This window comes from Serratia sp. GW822-FHT06D09, assembly GCF_058799515.1.
In genome coordinates this window covers 258,483-280,565 of the sequence record NZ_JBXALO010000007.1, presented here as the reverse complement: position 1 = coordinate 280,565, position 22,083 = coordinate 258,483, and the positions used below count along the sequence as shown (strand labels likewise).

The window sequence follows — 22,083 nt, the reverse complement described above, 5'->3', positions numbered from 1 at the left end:
CAGGTACTGTATTAACCACAAGCGCAATTTATTCACTGTCACTGTGAAGGACTCTCATGATCGAACTGAAACACTTACGGACGCTGCAGGCGCTGCGCAATACCGGCTCGCTGGCGGCCGCGGCGGCCCAACTCCATCAGACGCAGTCTGCTCTGTCGCATCAGTTCAGCGATCTGGAGCAGCGTCTGGGCTTCAAGCTGTTCGTTCGCAAAAGCCAGCCGCTGCGCTTTACCGCGCAGGGAGAGATCCTGTTGCAGTTGGCAGAACAGGTACTGCCGCAAATCCAGCACGCGCTGCAGGCGTGTCACGAACCTCATCAGGCCACGTTGCGCATCGCCATTGAATGCCACAGCTGCATTCAATGGCTGACGCCCGCGCTGGACAACTTCCGTCAGAGTTGGCCGCAGGTGATCATGGACTTCAAATCCGGCGTGACCTTTGATCCGCAGCCGGCGCTGCAACAGGGTGAACTGGATCTGGTGCTGACCTCCGACATTCTGCCGCGCAGTGGGCTGCACTATTCACCGATGTTTGATTTCGAAGTACGACTGGTGCTGGCGCCGGATCATCCATTGGCCAGCAAGCTGCACATTGAGCCTGAAGATTTGATTGACGAAACGCTGATGATTTACCCGGTACAGCGTCAGAGACTGGATATCTGGCGCCATTTCCTGCAGCCCGCAGGCATCAGCCCGGCGCTGAAAAACGTGGATAACACCCTGCTGCTGATCCAGATGGTATCGGCCCGCATGGGGATCGCGGCGTTGCCGCACTGGGTGGTGGAAAGTTTTGAACGCCAGGGGTTAGTGGTGACCAAAACCCTGGGGGATGGGCTTTGGAGCCGCCTGTACGCGGCGGTACGCGACGGTGAACAGCGCCAGGCCGTCACCGAAGCCTTTATCCGCTCGGCTCGGCAACATGCCTGCAACCATCTGCCATTCGTGCGTGATGCTGCACGCCCAAGCGCCGGTGTCGCCAGCGTCAAACCGCTGGCTTCGCAACCCTGAATATCAGGGCAGTTCGCGCTTGGGCTGCCCGTTTATTTGCTGACGATTTTAGGCGCCACCCAACGGCGATGCACCCACAGCGAAGCGACAATCACCGCCCCGCCGATAATGAAACTTGGCCAATGCGGCTGTTGCTGCCAGATGGCCAGATTAACCAACAGTCCTGCCGGCACATGCATGTTATTCATGATGCCCAAAGTACCGGCATCCACCTGCGTTGCGCCGTAGTTCCACATGAAATAACCCAGCCCGGAAGCCACTACGCCCAGCCAGACCAGAATGCCCCACTGCAGGTTAGTGGTTGGCAGCTGCTGCGGATTGCCCCACAGGCACCAGGCGACCACCGCCACGACCAAGGCCCCCAGATAGAACCAGGAAAATGCGGTGTGTTGCGGCAGCGGGTGCACTTCCATCAACCGTTTGTAACCGACCATGCCGATGGCAAAGCTGATGTTCGCCGCCTGCACCAGCAACAGCCCCCACCAAAAATGCTCGCTCAATTGATGATATCGAATAATCGCAGCGCCCAGCACCGCCAATAGCGCACTGAACACATAACCCCAGCGCAGGCGCTGTCCACTGATCAAGTCATAAATCAGCGTAACGTACAGCGGCGTCAGCACGGTAAACAGCAGGAATTCCGGCACCGTCAGGTACATGTACGCGCGGAAGCTGAACAGATACATGATGCCAAGCTGGCAAGCACCCACCAGCATGTACAACAGGATCACTTTTGGCTTGATGTTGCGCCAGCGCAGGAAAGGCAGGAACACCGCCGCCGCCAGGCCGATGCGCATCAGCACCGAGAACCAGCTGTCGACCTGGCCCGCCAGGTATTCGCCAATCAGGCTGAAAGAAAATGCCCACAGGATGGTAGTAATCACCAGAAGCAGCACGATGGGTTCACCCTAAAGATTCAGAAAGGGCGATTGTAACGGAAGGCAGAAAGGGGTGTAGTGAAAAGAAGGTTTACATCTGAGCAAAATACAAACTTTCAGCAAATTTGCATCGCTGGGTTAGGCTTAATAAAAGACGAGGAGAACATCATGAAAAGTTATCATCTGCTCTATGGCCTGTTGCTGCTGTCCGGATTGGCCACCGCGGCCAACGGCGTCACCGAGCTCAGCTCGCAACAGCAGTTTCTCAACCAACGCACTCAGCAGACGCAACAACAGCGTATGTTGAATAATCAGCAGCTGGATCAGCGCCGCCTGCAACAACAGCGGCAGTTCGATAATAACCAGCAGCAACTGCAGCAAACGGCGCCAAACGGTGGGAAGTTGTTACCCAACGGCAACCAGCCGCGCAGCCCATTTAACCGCACAGCACCTGCAGTCCCCCAGGCACCGCTGCCGGCTAGCCCCGCACGCCCATGATGGTCAGGATCAATGGCGTAGTCACTGCTGCCAGCACGGTAGACATCACCAGGCTGGTGGCGGCAGGCCCGGTCAATACGTTGAACTGGCGTGACATCAGGTAAACATTGACCCCGACCGCCATCGAACCCAGCAACACCACCACCCGGGTTTCCATCGGCGGCAGGTCCATCATCCAGGCCAGTAGCCAGATGATCAGCGGTTGAACAATCAGCTTGAGGAAACAGATGCCGCTGCTGAGGCGCCAGCCTTCGCTGATGCGATACTCCGCCAGCCCCATACCCAGCACCACCAGCGACAGCGGTGCGGCAACCTGACCAAGCATGCTGACCGGCTGGTCGACAAACGTCGGCAGCGGCAAGCCGGTCAGGCTGAACAGCGTGCCGGAAAGAATGCCGATAATCAGCGGATTGGTCAGCACGCTACGCGCCGTTTTGATAAAGCCCTGCAGCGTCGGCGAACCATTGCGCGCCCATTCGATGGAGATAGTCACCAGCGTCCAGAGGATCAGGCCGTTAAACACCAACACCAAGGCCACCGATGGAATTGCCGCCTCGCCGAGCATGACGCTGGCGATGGGCAGGCCCAGCATCACGTTATTGGAGAAAATTCCACCCAACGCGAAAACCGATCCCGCCACTCCATCCAGTTTAAACACCCGACGCGCGGTGATGCGACCGATCACGAACACAATCAGGCAACTGCCGAAAAAGGCGATCAACAGGCGGGCATCTACCGCTGGACGCTGCGAAAAGTCGCACATCATGCGGAACAACATGGCGGGGAGAGCCAAAGAGAAGACAAAACGCGTTAAACCGTCGGTGATGGTCGCTGGCCATTTACCCCAGCGGATAAGCCCATATCCCAACACGATCAGCACAAATAGCGGCAAAGACAGCGCTATTTGATGCCATAACGAACCCATAAAAACAGACATCACATCCCTTCCGTTAGCGCGGCGGCAAAGGACTGACGTCGCAAAATTCAACAGGCACCGACGGCTTTCTCACGGACGCAGCAAACTGCGTCCGTGGCAACGGGATCACGCGTTGGGAAAGTCCGGGCCGATCAAATCTATCCGGTCAGTGCAAATGCAGTCAACGCCCCAGTTCAACAACAAGCGCGCACGCGCCGGCTGGTTAACGGTATAAACCAGGATGCGCAGCCCTGCGGCTTTCAGCGCCGACACCCGTTCGGCCGTCAGTTCTTTATGGTTGATGTGCAACGAAACGCAGCCCAATCGTTCGGTCAGCGCCTGCCAGTTGTCGTCCCACTGATCCAGCAACAGGCCGCGCGGGAGTTCCGGCACCGTACGCTGCGCCGCCTCAAGCGCCTCAATCGAGAAAGAAGAGAGCAGCGGATCGGTCTGTCCCTGCCACAGCAAACGTGCGGCTAGCGCCACGACACGACCGGTTTCATCATCGCTGCCGGTGGTAGGCTTGATTTCAATGTTCGCCATCATGCCGTGCTGCTGGCAACGCTCCGCCACTTCGGCCAACAGCGGTAAACGTTCGCCCTTGTAAGCGGAGTTATACCAGTTGCCGGCATCCAGCTGTACCAGCTTGTCCCACGGCAGCTCACCCGCCACGCCCCAGCCGTTGCTGGTGCGATCCAGGGTATCGTCGTGCAACAGAAATATTTGCCCGTCCTGCGCCAGCTTGGCGTCGAACTCAATCATTTTATGACCGTGCCGTGCGCCGACATCGATCGCCGCCAGGGTATTTTCCGGTGCCAGAGAACCGCCGCCGCGGTGGGCGACAATGTGGGGGTAAGGCCAGGCTGTGGTCATGATTCCATCCGTAATCCGCTATCGGTATCAAAAAAGTGCAGCGCCTGTGCAGGCAACTGCAAATATAGCGTGCTGCCCGCCGTCGGCATAGTTTCATGCGACAAACGCGCAATCACGCCGTGACCGCCCCACTGCCCATGCGCCAGGTTATCTGCGCCCAATAACTCCAGCGTTTGCAGCGCCAGGGGCACGCCCCCTTGCTCGGAGGTGGTCAGTTGAAGATGTTCCGGGCGGATGCCAAGCGTCAACCGGCGACCGCCCCACTGCGCCTTGGGTTGCGGTAAATTCAGCGTCATCCCCTCCGCCAGTTGCAGTTGACTGCCGTCGGCGCTCAACGTGCCGGGCAACAGGTTCATCGCCGGCGAACCGATAAAGCTGGCGACGAACAGCGACGCCGGGCGCTGATAGACCTCACTGGGGGTGCCAATTTGCTCTGCCACGCCTTTGTTCATGACGATCACCCGCTGTGCCAACGTCATCGCCTCCACCTGATCGTGGGTCACGTACAGGCTGGTGGTTTTCAGCCGGCGATGCAGTTGTTGCAGTTCCAGGCGCATTTGGACGCGCAGCTTGGCATCCAGATTCGACAGCGGTTCATCAAACAGGAATACCGCCGGCTCGCGCACGATAGCGCGTCCCATCGCCACCCGTTGACGTTGGCCGCCGGAAAGCTCGCGCGGCTTGCGTTGCAACAACGGCTCCAGCTCTAAAATACGCGCGGCTTCCTCCACCCGCTGTTGAATATGCTGTTTGCCAAAGCCGCGAATTTTCAGGCCATAGGCCATGTTGTCGTATACGCTCATGTGCGGATACAGCGCATAGTTCTGGAACACCATCGCGATACCGCGATCTTTCGGCTCCATATCCGTTACGCGTTGACTGTCGATATAAATATCGCCGCTGGTGGTGCGTTCCAGCCCGGCCACCATGCGCAACAGCGTCGATTTACCGCAGCCGGACGGGCCGACCATCACGATAAATTCGCCGTCCGCCACGTCGAGGTCAATTTGCTTGATCACCGGCGTTTTACCGTCGTAAGACTTGGTGACTGCCTGTAGTTTTAAACCTGCCATGTGAAAATTTCTCTCGTTACTTTTCGCTATCAACCAGGCCGCGTACAAACCAGCGCTGCATCAGAAGAACCACCGTCAGCGGTGGAATTAAAGTCAGAATCATCGCCGCCATCACCTGATTCCACTGGGTCGGCGCGCCGGAGGTGGAGATCATGCTCTTGATGCCCGCCACTGCGGTGCCCATCGAGGCATCGCTGGTGATCAGAATCGGCCACAAATACTGGTTCCAGCCGTAGATAAAGGTGATGACAAACAGCGCCGCCAGATTGGTCTTCGACAGCGGCAGCACGATATCCCAGAAAAAACGCATCGGGCCGGCGCCGTCAATCCGCGCCGCTTCCAGCAGTTCGTCCGGTAACGTCATAAAGAACTGGCGCAGCAGGAAGGTGGCGGTCGCCGACGCCATCAGCGGCAACGTCAGGCCGGTGTAGCTATCCAGCAGGTTGAGGTTGGAGATAACCTCCACCGTCGGGAAAATACGCACCTCAACCGGCAACATCAGGGTGAGGAATATCAGCCAGAAGAACAGGCTGCGCAGCGGGAAACGGAAATAAACGATGGCATAGGCGGACAACACCGACACCACAATCTTGCCGAAGGTGATGGCCAGCGCCATCACCACGCTGTTCAACAGCAGCAGCGAAAACGGCACCTTAAGGTTGCCCACGCCACCCTGCCAAATATTGCTGATGTTTTCCCACAGGTGACCGCCGGGGATCAGGGTCATCGGCACCTGAAACACCTGTTTGTCGTCCAGCGTAGCCGCCACAAAGGCCACGTACAGCGGGAACAGCACCACCAGCACGCCGATAATCAGCATTACGTGGCTGAAAATGTCCAGCCCGCGTCGGTTCTCAATCATTGGTAACGCACCTTACGTTCGACAAAACGGAACTGGATCACCGTCAGGCCAATCACCAGCAACATCAGGATCACCGACTGTGCCGCGGAGCTGGACAGATCCAGACCGGCAAAGCCTTCACGGTAAATCTTGTAGATCAGCGTGGTGGTGGACTGTACCGGTCCGCCGCCGGTCGCGGCATCGATCACCGGGAAGGTATCGAAGAAGGCGTACACCAGATTCACCACCAGCAGAAAGAAGCTCACCGGCGTGATTAACGGCAGCACCAGATTGAAGAAACGCCGTACCGGGCCGGCACCGTCAATGGCCGCCGCCTCAACCAGAGAGCGTGGAATTGACTGCAACGCGGCCAGGAAAAACAGGAAGTTATAGCTGATTTGCTGCCATACCGAGGCCAGCACCACCAGGAACATCGCCTGCCCGCTGTTTTGCGCGTGGTTCCAGCTGTAACCCAGTCCGTTGAGGAAGTGGGTAATCAGCCCCAGGCCGGGGTTGAACAGGAAAATCCACAGCACTGCCGCCACTGCGGGCGCCACGGCGTAAGGCAGGATCATCAGCGTCTGGTAGATCCGGCTGCCGCGCAGCACGTAATCCACTAACGCGGCGAAGAACAGCGACACGACCAGCCCGATACCCGCCACCAGGAAACTGAAAATCAGCGTGGTGTAAAACGAGTCCAGATAGTAAGGGTCGTGGAACAGTTGGGTAAAGTTGTCCAGCCCGACAAACTGGCTGGACAGGCCAAACGGGTCGAGGCTTTGCACCGAATACCACAGCGCCTCACCGGCGGGCCACAGAAAGAATATTGCGGTAATCAGCAACTGTGGCAGCACTAAAACATAGGGCAGCCAACTGCAGCCGAAACCGGGACGATGTGAACTCATCATTAGGGACTCATGAAGACAAAAAACGGGTGACTCGAAGCAGGGCGTCGCGAGCAAAGCCAGTCTGGGTGCGGACAGCGCACAGCTCCCGGAGTGGACATAAAGTCCATGAGGAGAGCGAGCACTGCCCAATCCCAGAATGGCAAAGCGCAGTAGCTGCTATTACTTAGTCTGAGACTCGAAGCGACGCAGCAACACATCACCGCGCTGTACGGCGGCATCCAATGCCTGCTGTGGCGTTTTCTTACCGGTCCACACGCCCTCCAGCTCTTCATCCACGACGGTGCGAATCTGCGGCATATTGCCCAAACGCAGCCCCTTGGTGAACGGCAATGGCGGCTTGTTCAGCATTTGACGCGTCGCCACGTCCGCCCCTGGGTTCTTGTCATAGAACCCCTGTTGTTTGGTCAGGTCGTACGCTGCGGTGGTGATCGGCAGATAACCGGTCTTCTGGTGCCACTCGGCGGCGATTTCCGGCTGTGCCAGATACTGCAGGAACTCGGCTACACCTTTATAGGTGGCGGCATCTTTACCGTTCATCACCCACAGGCTGGCGCCCCCGATAATGGCGTTCTGCGGTGCATTTTTGGCATCGGCGTCATACGGCATCATGCCCACGCCATAGTTGAATTTGGCGTAATGCTTGATGTCCGCCAGCGAGCCGGATGAAGCGGTGGTAATCGCACAGTCACCGCTGTAGAACTTCTCGGTGGATTCGTCTTTACGGCCGAAATAGGTGAAGTCACCTTTTTTGTTCATCTCTTCCAGCAGTTGGATATGCTTGACCTGCAACGGCTTGTTGAACTCCAGCTTGGCGCTCGCGCCACCAAAGCCATTGTTCTCCGTGGCGAATGGCACGCCGTGCCAGGCACTGAAGTTCTCCAGTTGGATCCAGCCCTGCCAGCCGCTGGCATAGCCGCATTTCATGCCAGCTTCACGCAGTTTGGCGGTGTCCGCCGCCAGCTCCTGCCAGGTTTTTGGCGGCTGGTCTGGGTTCAAACCGGCTTTCTTGAAGGCATCTTTGTTGTAATACAGCACCGGGGTGGAGCTGTTGAACGGCTGCGACAGCAGGTGTCCACTTTTGTTGTCGGTGTAGTAACCGGACACCGTAGGCACGAATACCGATTCGTCAAAGCTGATGCCCGCGTCTTTAAACACTTCGTACACCGGCTTGATCGCCTTGCTGGCCATCATGGTGGCCGTACCCACTTCATACACCTGCAGGATCGCCGGCGCTTTACCGGAGCGATAGGCCGCGATGCCCGCCGCCAGACTTTGTTCGTAGTTGCCTTTATAAACCGGAACAATTTTGACGTCGGTGTGCGACTGGTTAAAGCGGTCCGCCAGGGAATCCACTTCTTTACCCAGTTCACCCTCCATCGAATGCCAGAACGGGATCTCGGTCGCCGCCAGTGCCTGAGTGCTGACCGCCAGGGTCAACGCGACGCACAGCGTGGTTTTGCGAATAGCGTAGGTGAGCATGCCTAACTCCTGAAAAAGCTGGTGTATCCCCTGCATCTTTCACGCCGCAGCCGTGTTGGTTTCCCTCTATCACCTCAGTCATTTACCTATGTAAACTCCTGAGGATTCTGGCGGTCACCGCCTTGCTGCTACGTGAAATCTATTGGGGCAATAAGCGCGTGAGCGAAAAGAATCAGTTTTTTGTTCGGAAGCTAACATGCCATGCTCGGATGACAGAAAAATAACCGTTAGATGACAGCCATATGACGGAAGAGTGAAGTGCAGATTGCGGTTTGATGTCGGCGACGGGGAAAGATCCCCGCCGCCGTGAAGATCACAGTGAACGGCGCAGGCGGGCAACCGCTTCCTGCATTTGCTGTTCAGTGGCGGTGGCGAACGACAGGCGGAAGGTAGAACGGTCCGGATTGTCTGAGAAGAAGTATTCTCCCGGCACAAACACCACGCCCTGCTGCAGGGTGGTTTTCAGCCATTCGGTGGCGTTGAACGGCTGACGGAAACGCGCCCACAGGAACATGCCGCCTTTCGGCATATCGAAGCTGATATGGTCACCCAGCTCTTTTTCCACCAGCCCGGCCAGGATCTCACCCTTTTGTTTGTAAGCCGCGCGGATCTTTTCGATCTGCGCCGGCAGGCGATCCAGCCCCAGGTAACACTCTACGATGCTCTGCGACAATGCGCTGGCATGCAGATCCGCCGCCTGCTTGATGATTGCCACTTTATGCAGCAAAAACGGCGGCAGGATAGCCCAGCCCAGACGCAACCCCGGAGCCAGGATCTTGGAGAAGGTCGAGGTATAGATAATGTTATCGGTATGGCCCAGCACCTGCTGCGAAACCTGGTGCAGCGTCGCGTTACGCTCGTCGGTAAAACGCAGTTCGCCGTACGGATCATCCTCGATGATCAGGAAATTGTGCTCGGCCGCCAGCTTGACCAACAGTTCGCGACGCGGGGCGCTCAGGGTAATGCCGCTTGGGTTGCCGAAGTTCGGCACCACATACACGCCCTTGATGCGCTGCGTTTTCAACAGCTCGGCCAGTTCTTCGACCACCATGCCATCGCTGTCGGACGATACCGACATGATGTTGGCTTCCGCCAGTTCCAGCGTCTGCAACGCCGCCAGGTAGGTCGGACGTTCCACCACGAACACGTCGCCCGGGTTCACAATGGCGCGCATCACCAGATCCAGCGCCTGTTGGGAGCCGGCCGTGACCATCACTTCATCGGCGGTGGCGGTGACGCCGCGTTCGGCACACAGCTCGCAGATGCGTTCACGCAGCACCGGGCTGCCTTCGGTCAGACCGTACTGAAAAGCGCTTTTCGCCTGTTCGGTGATCGCCTGATGAGTGGCGATGCTCAGCCCTTCGAAATCAAACAGGGCATCAGAGGGGATGCCGCCCGCCAGCGAAATGACGTTTTCCATCTTACTGTGCTTGAGCAATTCACGGATTGCCGAGCTTTTTACTTTTACGATGCGCTGCGCGAGTAACCCTTCTGTGTTCATTTCTTATTCTTCTCGTAATCGTTAAAAATGTTGTAGGGGTCCGATACGCTGCGCCCGAGTCGCTCGGGGCGAAGATATTCGCCCCCTACCGCTTCGACGGGTATTTCAACCGCCCAGATACGCCGACCTAACTGCTTCGTTTGCTAACAATTCGGCCCCCGTATCTTCCAACACCACGCGCCCGTTTTCCAGTACATAACCGCGATCTGCCAGTTTCAGCGCCTGATTGGCGTTTTGTTCGACCAGGAAGATGGTCATGCCCTCTTCACGCAGCTGCTGAATGATGTCAAAAATCTGCTGAATGATGATCGGCGCCAGCCCCAGAGAGGGCTCGTCGAGCAGCAGCAGCTTCGGCTGGCTCATCAGTGCACGGCCTATCGCCAACATCTGTTGCTCACCGCCGGACATGGTGCCCGAGCGCTGTGTACGGCGTTCCAGCAGGCGCGGAAACAGGCCAAACACCCTTTCGATGCGCTGTTGATATTGGTGACGGTCGGCAAAGAAACCGCCCATCGCCAGGTTCTCCTCCACCGTCATGCGCGAGAATACCCGCCGGCCTTCCGGCACGATCGCCACCGCTTCGCGCATGATGCGCGACGTCTGCCACTGGGTAATGTCCTGATCGAGAAAGGTGATGCTGCCTTCGCTGGCGCGGGGTTCACCGCACAGCGTGCCGAGCAGCGTGGTTTTGCCGGCGCCGTTAGCGCCGATCAGAGTGACAATCTCGCCCTGCTTTATGTTCAGGCTAACCTGATGCAGCGCCTGGATTTTGCCGTAATGGGCGGATACCTGATTAAATGACAACATAAATTATTCGCCCAGATAGGCCCGGATCACGTCCGGGTTGTTACGGATTTCTGCCGGGGTGCCCTGCGCCAACGGCGTGCCCTGGTTCACCACGTAGATACGATCGGAGATGCCCATCACCAGTTTCATGTCGTGCTCGATCAGCAGCACCGACACCTTATGCTGATTGCGCAATTCGACGATCAGGTGATCCAGCTCGTCGGTTTCCTTTGGGTTCAGGCCCGCCGCCGGCTCGTCCAGCATCAGTAATTCCGGCCGGGTGACCATGCAGCGCGCAATCTCCAGCCGCCGTTGCTGGCCGTAAGCCAGATTACCCGCCGAACGGTTCGCCATCTCCAACAGGCCCACCCGTTGCAGCCAAACCGAGGCACGCTCCAGCGCATCGGCTTCGGCACGGCGGAAGGCCGGCGTTTTCAGCAGCCCGGCGAACACGCCGCTTTTCAGATGCTGATGCTGTGCGACCAACAGGTTTTCGATCACCGTCATCTCGCGAAACAGCCGTACGTGCTGGAAAGTCCGCACCACGCCCATCCGGGCGATGGCCTGGCCGGGCAACCCTTCCAGATGGCGCTCGCGCAGTTTGATGGTGCCGCTGGTCGGACGGTAAAAGCCGGTCAGGCAGTTAAACACCGTGGTTTTTCCGGCACCGTTCGGGCCGATCAGCGAGACAATCTCGCCCTCTTTCAGCGTCAGCGCCACGTTATTGACCGCCAGCAGGCCGCCGAAACGCATCGACAGCCCTTCGACCTTCAGCAAAGGTTGCATGCTCATACTTGCTCCCCCTTGCCTGCTTGCATATCCGCCGCCTTCAGTTTTAGCTGTGGCCGCTTCATCGGCAGCAGCCCCTGCGGCCGCCAAATCATCATCAATACCATTAAGGCACCCAGCAACAGCATGCTGTATTCGTTCAGGTCACGCATCAGTTCGCGCGACACCACCAGCAGGATCGCCGCCAGGATCACCGCGAACTGCGATCCCATGCCGCCCAAGACCACGATCGCCAACACGAAGGCCGACTCGACAAAGGTGAAGGATTCCGGGCTGACGAAGCCCTGGCGCGCAGCGAACAGCGTGCCGGCAAAACCGGCGAAGGCGGCGCTGATGGTAAAAGCGGTCAGTTTGATTCTGGTCGGATTAAGCCCCAGCGAACGGCAGGCGATTTCATCTTCGCGCAAGGCTTCCCAGGCACGGCCCAGCGGCATGCGCAGCAGGCGGTTGATCACAAACAGCGTCAGCACCACCAGCAACAACGCCACCAGGTACAAAAAGACAATGCGATCGCTCGGATCATATTTCAGGCCAAAGAAGTTATGGAAGGTATCCCAGCCGCCGTCACGCGCGCTGCGGTTGAACTCCAGGCCGAAAAAGGTCGGTTTCGGGATCTGGCTGATGCCGTTCGGGCCGCCGGTGATTTCGGTATTGTTCAACAACAGGATGCGCACGATCTCACCGAACCCCAGCGTGACAATCGCCAGATAATCGCCGCGCAGGCGCAGCACCGGGAACCCGAGCAGAAAACCAAAGAGTGCGGTGACCATACCCGCCAGCGGCAGGCTCTCCCAGAAACCCAGGCCGTAATAATGGTTCAGCAGTGCGTAAGTGTAAGCGCCAATCGCATAGAAACCGCCGTAGCCCAATACCAGCAAACCGGACAGCCCCACCACCACGTTCAGGCCCAGGCCCAACATCACGTAGATCAACGTCAGCGTGGCGATATCTACCGAGCCGCGTGAGACCAGAAATGGCCAGGCAACCGCGGCGATAATGATCGCTGCGGCCAACAGCTTCTGCCGGGCGGTCGTGCCATCGAAGCTCGGTAATACCCAGGCCGGGCCTGAGATTTTTTTCAGCCCGTGCTGCATCAGCGGGCGCAGCAGTTGGAAGAAAAACACGATGACGCAGCCGATGCCGATCCACATCCAGCGCACTTCCGCCGCGCCGTGCACCACCAGTTTGGTACCGTCCAGGCTCAGCTGCATGCCCATCAGGAATGAAGCCATCACAAACAGCACCAGGGTGGCGATCAACGCGTTGAGCAAATTGAGTTTCATACCTTCTCAACCTCCGGACGCCCAAGGATGCCGGTAGGCATGATCAGCAGCACCACAATCAGCAGCGCGAACGACACCACGTCTTTATATTCGGTACTCAGGTAAGCCGAAGTCAGCGCCTCTGCCACCCCCAATACCAGGCCGCCAATCATCGCGCCGGGGATGCTGCCGATGCCGCCCAACACTGCCGCGGTGAAGGCCTTCATACCGGCCATAAAGCCGATATAGGGGTTAATCACTCCGTAGAATTGCCCGAGCAGTACGCCGGCGACCGCCGCCATCACCGCACCGATCACAAAGGTCAGCGAGATAACCCGGTCGGTATTGATGCCCAGCAGGCTGGCCATCTTCAAATCCTCCGCACAGGCGCGGCAGGCGCGGCCCATACGTGAATAACGAATAAACATCGTCAACGCCAGCATCGCCAGGAAAGTGACTACCCAGATAATCAGCTGCATGGTGCTGATAGTGGCAGCAAAGCCGTTGCTTTCCCCCAGCACCCATTGCCCGGTGACCAGGCTTGGCAACGCCAGGTCGCGCGAGCCCTGGGTCAGGCTGACGTAGTTTTGCAGGAATATCGACATTCCTATGGCGGAAATCAGCGCGATCAGGCGTTTGGAGTTGCGTACCGGCTTGTAGGCCACCCGCTCGATGCTCCAGCCGTAAGCGCTGGCGATCACGATCGATACCAGGAAAGCCGCGCCAATCAGCAGCCAACCGACGTCGATGCCGATCATCATCAGGGCGGCGATAACAATAAAGGAGACATAGCTGCCGATCATATACACCTCGCCGTGGGCGAAGTTGATCATGCCGATGATGCCGTAGACCATGGTGTAACCGATGGCGATCAATGCATAGGTGCTGCCCAACGTGACGCCGTTGAACATTTGCTGCAGAAAATAGAGAACCTGCTCAGACATACTCTAACCCTTGGCTGTGCTTTCTATACCCATCACACTTGAAGCTGCATTTGTGTTGGCTGCACTCATTCACCCGAATCGTTCCCTTGCCGCCTTGATGCAACTTCAATTTATTTTGGGTAAAGCAAACCTGAAATGACAATCATTAAAAACGCTTATACCCAATGGATTTCGCGTTGCAGCTAGGCGGCAAGCGGGTAAATCCCCAGGAGCTTAGTAAACTAAGTGACTGGGGTGCACCCGTGAAGCCAACAACGCTGCAACGTGAAAGACGACGGGTATATTATTTAATCGGCGTTGAAGTGCCGTCAGCATGCCATTCGAACACGCCGAACTCGAAGCCTTTAAGATCGCCTTTGTCATCCCAGCTCAACGGCCCCATCACGGTGTCCACCGGCTTGCCGGTTTTCAGGTCCTTGACGATGTCGGCCGGTTCCTGGCTGCCGCTGCGCTCCATCCCGGCAGTCAGAGATTGCAGCGCCGCGTAAGTGGTCCAGACGAACGGTCCGGTTGGATCCAGCTTTTTGGCTTTAAGCGCATCTACAACAGGTTTGTTGGCAGGGACCTGATCGTAACGTTTAGGCAGGGTCACCAGCATGCCTTCAGAGGCGGCACCGGCGATATTGGACAGTGAGGAGTTGCCCACGCCTTCCGGCCCCATAAAGCGGGTGGTCAAACCGGCCTGTTTAGCCTGACGCAGGATCTGGCCCATTTCCGGGTAGTAACCGCCAAAGTAAACGAAATCGACGTTTTCTTTCTTCAGGCGCGCCACCAGGGTGGAGAAATCTTTATCGCCGGCGGTGATACCTTCAAACATCACCACGTCGGTGCCCTGCTTTTTCAGGCTGTCGCGCACCGAGCGCGCCAGGCCTTCGCCATACTGCTGCTTGTCGTGAACCACGGCAATGCGCTTGGGTTTGATCTCGCTGAGGATGTATTTCGCCGCCGTCGGCCCCTGATCGGAATCCAGGCCGGTGGTACGCATGATCATTTTGTAACCACGGGTGGTCAGATCGGCGTTAGTGGCCGCCGGGGTGATCATGATTACGCCTTCATCTTCATAGATGTCGGAAGCCGGCTGCGTCGAGGATGAGCACAGGTGGCCGATCACATAGCGGATACCGTCATTGATTACCTTGTTGGCAACGGCTACCGCCTGTTTTGGATCGCAGGCGTCGTCATATTCCACGCCGACCAGTTTGTCGCCCTTGATACCGCCCTTGGCGTTGATATCGGCAATCGCCTGACGAGCGCCGGTGAATTCCATATCGCCATACTGCGCCACCGGGCCGGACATCGCCCCGACGATCGCCACCTTGATGTCTTTCGCCATTGCCGCATGCCCGATAGCCATCGCGATACAACCCGCCAACAGCGCCTTACCTTTTGTTAATTTCATCCGCAAATCCCCATCTGTCGTTGTGAACGTACCTGTTGTGTTTGCCGACACCCGACCCTTATTTACTGCTTTTATTCATAAGTAATAATGATTTAGGTGTTTTTGTGGCAATATTTTCTAATAAGACTTTATTTTTCATGCCATTAAACAGGAATTTTCTGCTGCAAATCAACTTACACAATCAGAAACAAGCGGTGTAAACAGCATAAAATCCGGATTAAATCTGCGCTGTTTTGCATCAGGCACAGCGCGTTATGCTGGTTCTCGATCGATTAACTACATATTTACTCGGAAAATGCGTCCTGCAAAAAACATTTTGCGCAGTAATCGTACAGAAAAACTTACACAACGCTCTGTGCAAGATCTATTACACTGTCGGCATCGATTAGCCGTTCGGAAATCCTGCATGAAACTGACTATTGAGCGATTAACCACGCTGTCCCAGCAAGACCTTATCGACCTTGGCAAAATCTGGCCGCATCAGCAGCCGGAACAGTGGCAAAGCGGGTTGAACGGCAATAAAGCGCTGTTCGCCGCACGCTTCAATGAGCGGCTGTTGGGGGCGGTGAAACTCGAACTGGACGGTGAACGTGCCCAACTGCAGGATTTGCTGGTGCGTGAAGTCACGCGCCGTCGCGGCGTCGGGCTGTATCTGGTGCAGGACGTGCAGCGTCAGTTACCGCAGATAACGCATTGGCAGCTTTCGACCGCCGGTCTGACCCCACGCGAGCGGGGCGAGGTGGATAACTTTATGCGCGCCTGCGGTTTCACTCAGCAAGGCGAACTCTGGCAACGATGAAGCGCAGGTTCCTCGCACTGTTGGTGCTGGTGCTGGCGTTAATCGCCTGGTTCGGCGGCCGCCAGCTAGCGCTGCGGATACAGCCGACCTGGGATAATCAGGTCTACGTCTGGCAACGCGTTTGGACGCCGCAGCATGTTGCTGCACTGGCGCAAAGCCGCGATCTGTTCCCTACGCTGCGGGTGCTGGGTTTACAAGTGCACCCGCGTGAGGGCTGGCGGGAAATCCCGGTCAATCTCCCCTTACTGAAACAAGATGGCCGCCCGCTGTGGCTGGTGGCCCGTCTGGATGGGCAGTTGACGCAACTGGATGAAGTCGCGATTCGCCAACGTTTGCTAAAACAGGTGCAACGCTGGCAAGCCGCCGGGCTGCAGGTGATCGGCGTTGAAATCGATCATGACGCAGCTACCGCACGCCTGCCTGCCTATCAGCATTTCCTGCAGCAGTTGCGTCAGCAATTGCCCTCCTCACTGCAACTGGGCATTACCGCATTGCCGGCCTGGATCGGCTCAGCTGCGCTGCCCGGTGTCTTGCAACAGGCAGACAGCTCCGTGCTGCAGGTGCATGCCGTACTGTCGCCCGAACAAGGCCTGTTTGCTGCCCCGCTGGCACTGCGGTGGGTAAAACAGTACGCACAAATCACGCCAAGACCTTTCCGGGTGGCGCTGCCTGCCTATGGCATGGGTTTGGTGGGGTTCGATACGCAAGGCGCGCAGGTGGAAAGCGAAGCCTCCGTGCGCGTGGCGGGTACCTCGCGCGAGCTGACGGTCGCGCCGCAGCAGGTGGCCGATTTTCTGCGCCAGTTGAACACACGGACCACACCACACCTGCTGGGCCTGATCTGGTTCCGTTTGCCACTGGCGGACGATCGCCGCGCCTGGTCACTGGCTACGCTGAGGGCGGTAATAGAAAAGCAACCGCTCGACGTCAGCTGGCAGGTAAAATTTAGCCCTCAGGCGCTGCAAAATGGGCTGAATGATCTGATAATTCAAAATAACGGGCCGGTGGATGCACCGCTGCCGCATGAAATCGTCATCACCGCCAGCGAGTGCCTGGCGGCGGACGCGGCAGGCAACTACCGGCTGGAAAGCGAGCCTCAACGACTACGCTTTGTGCTTACCCGCAGTGACCAGCTGCGCGCCGGGCAGTCCCGGCCGTTGGGCTGGATCCGCTGCCAACAACTGACGCCAGGAGGCACCCTTGTCACACCGTAATGCACGCGCTACACGGACTCTGCGCGGCCGAACTCTTCCACTGGCTGCCCTGATCGGCTCGGCGCTGGCGATGCCACTTAATGGCTACGCCTGCGGGCCGGATTTCCCTAACCGTTTACTGGTCGATCGCAACGGCACGCTGCTGTATATGCCGGAAGGCAACTTTGCCTTTGAAGCCGGGCGTCTGGTCGCAGTGGATAAACAGCTGCCGTTGTGGAAAGCACCGCCACCGGCGATGCCACCGAAACCGATGCCGCTGTCGCCGGAAACTATCATCATCGGGAAAATGCGTGCGGCAAAAACCGTTGAAGAGGCCGATGCGGTCAATAGCCAGGGGCTGTCTGACGCGGCCCGCCTTTACCAACTGGGTGCTGTGGCCTTCGCCGGTAAAGATCCGCGCGCCAGCGAGTACTTCCAGCAGGTTCTGGCGCTACCTGCCGCAGATCAAGGTGACTGGGGGCTAAGGGCGCAGTATTCACTCGGCCGGTTGTTGATGGGCGATCACGGCACGCCGGAAAACGAAGGTGACGGCTCGAGCATCGCAGTCGAACATCCCGCGAAGCCCCAGCTCGAGCAGGCGCTAGCGGCCTTCCAGCAGGTGATTGATAAAGTGAAAGGCGGTACGGCCGATCCAGATCAACTGGCACTAAGCAGCCTTGGGCAGCAGGCCCGCATTCATTTCTGGCTCGGCAACGTCACCCAGGCAGCGAAGTTATATGCTCAACAGGCGGCACAGGGTGACCAAAATGGGGCACTGTCGCTGCAGTACGTCTCCAGTTACCTGGTCAATCCGGATCACTTCGATGTTCTGAAGCAGACAATCGCCGATCCGCTGATCCAACAACTGGTCACCATTGAGCTGTTTGCCCGCAGCAGTAATCTGCAAATGACCGATACGGACGGCACCGGCACTCGCTCTGCACAAATCATCAGCCAAATCCTGACGCTGCTGGACGCCTCGGTGAAAAGCGGTTTCAGCGGCAGCGACCGGCTGGCGGCGCTGGCCTACCGAGCAGGACAATACCCGATGGCGGCCAGCCTGCTGAAACACGCTGGCGACAGTGGCCTGGCCTGGTGGTTACGCGCCAAAATGGCGCTGCGCGACGGGGATGTTAAAGCCGCCACCGCAGACTACGCCAAAGCGGCGGCCGCATTCCCCTCCAATGAAAGCTGGGGCGAACAGCGTAATGCGGACTTTACGCCAGAAACCATCGTGCCCGAATGCCGGGTGGCTGGGGAGCAGGCTATTCTGGCCCTGGATCGCGGCGACTATCTGCAGGCAATGGACTTCCTCTATCGCGGCAAAGATATTTACTGGGCGGACGTCGCCGACGTGGCCGAACGCGTGCTGACCATCGATGAACTGAAAGGCTTTGTTGATAAGCATGTGCCAGCCCCAGCTACGCCATTGAAACCGGTCAATCCCGACGACTACAACGGCCAGCCGCTTACGCCGGAGGTGCAACTGCGCGAGCTGCTGGCGCGGCGGCTGATGCGCGCCGGACGCCCTCAAGAAGCAATGGCCTACTTTGATATCCCGAACTATCGTCAGGTTGCCCAACAGTACGCCGATACGCTGAAAACGGCGCAGGATAAATCCGCAGACAAGCTGGCGCGGGCCAAAGCCTACTATCAGGCGGCCACGCTGCTGCGCAGCCAGGGATTGGTGTTCACGGGTTATGAGATGACGCCGGACTATGCAATTTATGACGCCGGTTATTCCTATCTGGGGGATGCCTTTGATACGCGCGAGCTCAAGCATAAGAGCTGGATCAGCAGTGCCGAGGCAGCACGGGCCAAAGCGGCGTTACCGCCACAGGATAATCGCTTCCTGCACTACCGCTGGCAGGCGGTTGATCTGGCGCAGCAGGCCGCCGACTTACTGCCGCCAAAAAGCCAGGCCTATGCCGCCGTGTTGTGTAATGCCGCCGGCTGGGTGATTAAACGTGACGCGAAAACCGGCCGGGCGCTGTATCAGCGCTATATCAATAACGGGACGCGCTATGCCTGGGCCAACAAGTTTGGTTATGACTGTCCGGCACCCGATTTTGCGGCGATCGCGCCGTAACGCCGAATTTCAGGCACAAAAAAGCCCGGCTAGCCGGGCTTTTTAACGCTTATGCGGAATTAGGCTTCGATCGCCATTTTCAGTTTCTTCATGGCGTTCTTTTCTAGCTGGCGCACACGCTCAGCGGAAACACCGTACTGATCGGCCAGCTCTTGCAACGTGGATTTATTGTCGTCATCCAACCAACGGGCGCGAATGATATGCTGGCTACGCTCGTCCAGACCTTCCAGCGCATAGGCCAGTTTGTCTGCGGCGTTGCTTTCCCAGTTATCTTCCTCGATGCCTTCGGCGAAGTCCGAGCTTTTATCCTGCAGGTACAGCACCGGCGCCATAGACTGGCCATCACGGGCTTCGTCGTCCGGCGTAGGATCGAACGTCATGTCCTGCGCCGCCATGCGGGATTCCATCTCGCGGACATCCTTGCTGGTCACACCCAACTCGCGAGCAACCAATTCCACCTCATCCTGATTGAACCAGCCCAGACGCTGCTTGGTTTTACGCAGGTTAAAGAACAGCTTGCGCTGTGCTTTGGTGGTAGCCACTTTGACGATACGCCAGTTGCGCAGTACGTACTCGTGAATTTCTGCCTTGATCCAATGCACCGCAAAGGAAACCAGACGCACACCAACCTCTGGGTTGAAGCGGCGAACAGCTTTCATCAGGCCAATATTACCTTCCTGGATCAGGTCTGCCTGAGGCAGGCCGTAACCGGAGTAATTACGGGCAATATGAGCGACAAAGCGCAGGTGAGACAGGATGAGCTGCTTAGCGGCTTCCAGATCGCCCTGATAATGCAGCCGTTCAGCCAGCTCCCGCTCTTCCTCTGCCGTCAGCATCGGATAGGTGTTGGCGGCCCGGATATAGGCTTCCAAACTGCCCTGGGGCACTAAAGCTAAAGTTTGCATTTCTTTGGTCATTCAAACCCTCTCTTGAAAAAACAGGTCATGCAGGTGATTGTCACGGCGGGGAAATGATTGATTCTACGGCAGTTGCTATTGCAAAAGCGGTCCACACGCCGGGCACCATAACATTTTGCTGCAGATTTTGACCGCGTTCCGCCCTATTAGTTCACAGTTTTTCGATCGCATTGCCCATGACAATACGTGACGAATATTCAGGCCGATAGGGAATTTGTGCGCTAAGAAGAGACTGGATGGTGCTTAAGTTAGTGCCGGTAGCTCTTCTCCCGCAACACGCTCGGAGCAGCAGGAGAAGAGTATACCAAAAAATCTTTATTGTGGTGTAAATCGGCGTAAATGTTGAACCGTCGCCAGCCAGGCGGCGATCCAGCCGATCATCGCGGAAACAATCAGCAGCAGTAACGCCTCATCCCAACCCAGGCCGTGCAGGGTAAAGGTGGTGCCGAACACCTTGGCCACGCCGGTGACCACCGACTCCAGTCTCCACACCATCGCCCCGGACAACACCAACGACAGCAATGCGCCAAAGAAGCCCAGCATCGCACCGCCGTTCAGGAACGGCCGCAGGATGAAACCGTCGGTGGCGCCAATCAGCTTCATCACGTTGATGGTATCGCGACGGCTGAAGATGCTCAGACGTACGCTGTTGCCGATCACCAGGAACACCGCCACCACCATCAGCACGCCGATCATTGCAGCCACTTGCCCCACCAGCCCGGTCAGTGCAGCCAGACGAGCAAACCAGCTGTCGTCCATCCGCACTTCATCCACCCCCTGCACCGCCGCGACGCGATCGCGCAGGGTATTGAGGGTGTCGGAACTTTGGAAGCTCATTTTCGGCGTGATGATAGCGACCGCCGGTAACGGGTTCTCTTCCAACATATCCAGCGCGCCGCCAAAGCCGGACCAGTTGCGGAATTCGCCCCGGGCCTCTTCACGCGACAGGTAATTCACTTTCTCAACGCCGGCTTCTGCTTTGATGGCGTCGAGCACTTTCACCGCCGCGTCGTCATCCAGGGATTTATCCAGGTACACCGTTAACTGCGGCGTAGGGTACCATTGCGTCGCCGCGGTGCTGACGTTTTTCCAAACGATATAACACACGCTTGGCAGCGTCAGGGAGATGGCGATGACCATCACCGTCAGCAGCGTCGCCAGTGGCTGGCGCAGCATATCCTTGACGGCGTTCATCCAGGCGTAGCGCCATTGTTCCCGCCAGCCGCCACGCAGCGCTTTACTCTTGGCGGTTTTTGCATTATTCGCCATGATGCGCTCCTCCAGCCATGCGGCCCTGGCTCAGGCGCAGAATGCGGTAATTGCGACGGGCGATCAGCCCGGTATCGTGGGTGGCCATCAACACGGTGACACCCACGCGGTTAAACTCTTCGAACAAGCGCAGAATGCCTTCCGACAACGCATCGTCCAGGTTACCGGTAGGCTCATCCGCCAGCAGTACCGCCGGCTTGTTCACCACCGCGCGGGCGATACCCACACGCTGCTGCTCACCGCCGGAAAGCTGAATCGGGAAGTTCTTCGCCTTATCCAGCAGCCCGACCTTGTCCAACGCAGCGGAAACGCGGCGACGGATGTCTTCGGTGCTGGCGCCGGCGATAATCAGTGGCATTGCCACGTTGTCATACACCGTGCGATCCAGCAGCAGATGGTGATCCTGGAAAATCATGCCGATCTGACGACGCAGGAACGGCACCTCGCGGTTTTTCAACCGGCTGATGTCATGGCCGCCAAACCAAATATGGCCGGCGCTTGGCCGTTCGATACCACAAATCAGTTTCAGCAGGGTACTCTTCCCCGCGCCGGAATGGCCGGTCAGAAACGCCATCTCTGCCGGGCGCAGATGGAAATCCACCCCCTGCAGGGCCTGCCGTCCGCCCAGATAAGCTTTACTGACCTGTTCAAAGCGAATCATC

Annotated in this window: 21 protein-coding genes; 5 read left to right on the top strand and 16 right to left on the bottom strand. The window is 57.7% G+C overall.

Annotation, left to right across the window (positions count from 1 at the left end; genetic code table 11):
* Positions 1-56 precede the first annotated feature (56 nt).
* Complete coding sequence (metR, locus tag AC1RKG_RS18195) at positions 57-1,007, top strand: HTH-type transcriptional regulator MetR (protein WP_020824832.1); 951 nt, start codon at positions 57-59, stop codon at positions 1,005-1,007.
* 32 nt (positions 1,008-1,039) lie between these two features.
* On the opposite strand, the gene AC1RKG_RS18190 is transcribed toward metR, so the two are convergent.
* Positions 1,040-1,903, bottom strand: a complete 864-nt coding sequence (locus AC1RKG_RS18190) for a carboxylate/amino acid/amine transporter (protein WP_020824831.1) — start codon at positions 1,901-1,903, stop codon at positions 1,040-1,042.
* A gap of 150 nt (positions 1,904-2,053) precedes the next feature.
* On the opposite strand from AC1RKG_RS18190, the gene AC1RKG_RS18185 reads away from it, so the two are divergent.
* On the top strand, positions 2,054-2,383 hold the full coding sequence (locus AC1RKG_RS18185; RefSeq protein WP_122076576.1) for a hypothetical protein: 330 nt from the start codon (positions 2,054-2,056) through the stop codon (positions 2,381-2,383).
* Here the strand turns inward: AC1RKG_RS18185 and AC1RKG_RS18180 are convergent.
* The 12 genes from AC1RKG_RS18180 to AC1RKG_RS18125 form a co-directional block, all read right to left on the bottom strand.
* Positions 2,364-3,320, bottom strand: a complete 957-nt coding sequence (locus tag AC1RKG_RS18180) for an AEC family transporter (RefSeq protein ID WP_020824829.1) — start codon at positions 3,318-3,320, stop codon at positions 2,364-2,366. The two genes, AC1RKG_RS18185 and AC1RKG_RS18180, sit on opposite strands and share 20 nt — an antisense overlap.
* Before the next feature lie 105 nt (positions 3,321-3,425).
* A complete protein-coding gene (gene ugpQ / locus AC1RKG_RS18175; RefSeq protein ID WP_048762269.1) occupies positions 3,426-4,172 on the bottom strand; it encodes a glycerophosphodiester phosphodiesterase in 747 nt (248 codons plus the stop codon).
* Positions 4,169-5,245 (bottom strand): sn-glycerol-3-phosphate import ATP-binding protein UgpC, encoded by a 1,077-nt coding sequence (locus tag AC1RKG_RS18170; protein WP_046374713.1) that lies wholly within the window; start codon positions 5,243-5,245, stop codon positions 4,169-4,171. The genes ugpQ and AC1RKG_RS18170 overlap by 4 nt, the downstream gene beginning before the upstream one ends.
* Positions 5,246-5,261: 16 nt before the next feature.
* Positions 5,262-6,107 (bottom strand): sn-glycerol-3-phosphate ABC transporter permease UgpE, encoded by an 846-nt coding sequence (gene ugpE, locus AC1RKG_RS18165; protein WP_020824827.1) that lies wholly within the window; start codon positions 6,105-6,107, stop codon positions 5,262-5,264.
* Positions 6,104-6,991: a sn-glycerol-3-phosphate ABC transporter permease UgpA gene (ugpA, locus tag AC1RKG_RS18160; protein WP_041415156.1), complete on the bottom strand. Its 888-nt coding sequence runs from the start codon at positions 6,989-6,991 to the stop codon at positions 6,104-6,106. Before ugpA ends, ugpE begins: the two co-directional genes overlap by 4 nt.
* Before the next feature lie 162 nt (positions 6,992-7,153).
* Positions 7,154-8,473, bottom strand: a complete 1,320-nt coding sequence (gene ugpB, locus AC1RKG_RS18155) for a sn-glycerol-3-phosphate ABC transporter substrate-binding protein UgpB (protein ID WP_020824825.1) — start codon at positions 8,471-8,473, stop codon at positions 7,154-7,156.
* Positions 8,474-8,786: 313 nt separating this feature from the next.
* Complete coding sequence (locus AC1RKG_RS18150; RefSeq protein ID WP_493183552.1) at positions 8,787-9,974, bottom strand: aminotransferase-like domain-containing protein; 1,188 nt, start codon at positions 9,972-9,974, stop codon at positions 8,787-8,789.
* Positions 9,975-10,079: 105 nt separating this feature from the next.
* Positions 10,080-10,781, bottom strand: a complete 702-nt coding sequence (gene livF, locus AC1RKG_RS18145) for a high-affinity branched-chain amino acid ABC transporter ATP-binding protein LivF (RefSeq protein ID WP_020824823.1) — start codon at positions 10,779-10,781, stop codon at positions 10,080-10,082.
* 3 nt (positions 10,782-10,784) lie between these two features.
* Entirely contained in the window at positions 10,785-11,552 is a 768-nt protein-coding gene (gene livG / locus AC1RKG_RS18140) for a high-affinity branched-chain amino acid ABC transporter ATP-binding protein LivG (protein ID WP_493183551.1), read from the bottom strand.
* Entirely contained in the window at positions 11,549-12,832 is a 1,284-nt protein-coding gene (locus AC1RKG_RS18135) for a high-affinity branched-chain amino acid ABC transporter permease LivM (RefSeq protein ID WP_020824821.1), read from the bottom strand. The genes livG and AC1RKG_RS18135 overlap by 4 nt, the downstream gene beginning before the upstream one ends.
* On the bottom strand, positions 12,829-13,755 hold the full coding sequence (livH, locus tag AC1RKG_RS18130) for a high-affinity branched-chain amino acid ABC transporter permease LivH (RefSeq protein ID WP_020824820.1): 927 nt from the start codon (positions 13,753-13,755) through the stop codon (positions 12,829-12,831). The genes AC1RKG_RS18135 and livH overlap by 4 nt, the downstream gene beginning before the upstream one ends.
* A 283-nt stretch (positions 13,756-14,038) precedes the next feature.
* Positions 14,039-15,154, bottom strand: a complete 1,116-nt coding sequence (locus tag AC1RKG_RS18125; protein ID WP_046374714.1) for a branched-chain amino acid ABC transporter substrate-binding protein — start codon at positions 15,152-15,154, stop codon at positions 14,039-14,041.
* 406 nt (positions 15,155-15,560) lie between these two features.
* Here AC1RKG_RS18125 and panM point away from each other — a divergent pair, with 406 nt between their 5' ends.
* The 3 genes from panM (at position 15,561) to AC1RKG_RS18110 (ending at position 19,235) form a co-directional block, all read left to right on the top strand.
* The gene (gene panM / locus AC1RKG_RS18120; RefSeq protein ID WP_048762262.1) at positions 15,561-15,953 is read left to right on the top strand and encodes an aspartate 1-decarboxylase autocleavage activator PanM; all 393 of its coding nucleotides are present in this window, start codon (positions 15,561-15,563) and stop codon (positions 15,951-15,953) included.
* On the top strand, positions 15,950-17,167 hold the full coding sequence (locus AC1RKG_RS18115) for a DUF3142 domain-containing protein (protein WP_142816112.1): 1,218 nt from the start codon (positions 15,950-15,952) through the stop codon (positions 17,165-17,167). The genes panM and AC1RKG_RS18115 overlap by 4 nt, the downstream gene beginning before the upstream one ends.
* Positions 17,168-17,237: 70 nt before the next feature.
* Complete coding sequence (locus tag AC1RKG_RS18110; RefSeq protein ID WP_493183558.1) at positions 17,238-19,235, top strand: hypothetical protein; 1,998 nt, start codon at positions 17,238-17,240, stop codon at positions 19,233-19,235.
* A gap of 59 nt (positions 19,236-19,294) precedes the next feature.
* On the opposite strand, the gene rpoH is transcribed toward AC1RKG_RS18110, so the two are convergent.
* The 3 genes from rpoH to ftsE form a co-directional block, all read right to left on the bottom strand.
* The gene (gene rpoH, locus AC1RKG_RS18105) at positions 19,295-20,152 is read right to left on the bottom strand and encodes an RNA polymerase sigma factor RpoH (protein WP_020824815.1); all 858 of its coding nucleotides are present in this window, start codon (positions 20,150-20,152) and stop codon (positions 19,295-19,297) included.
* A 315-nt stretch (positions 20,153-20,467) separates the two neighbouring features.
* Positions 20,468-21,421 carry a permease-like cell division protein FtsX gene (gene ftsX / locus AC1RKG_RS18100; protein ID WP_020824814.1) on the bottom strand — a complete coding sequence of 318 codons (954 nt, stop codon included), beginning with the start codon at positions 21,419-21,421 and terminating at the stop codon, positions 20,468-20,470.
* Complete coding sequence (gene ftsE / locus AC1RKG_RS18095) at positions 21,411-22,082, bottom strand: cell division ATP-binding protein FtsE (RefSeq protein ID WP_020824813.1); 672 nt, start codon at positions 22,080-22,082, stop codon at positions 21,411-21,413. Before ftsE ends, ftsX begins: the two co-directional genes overlap by 11 nt.
* Between the last annotated feature and the right edge of the window lies 1 nt (position 22,083).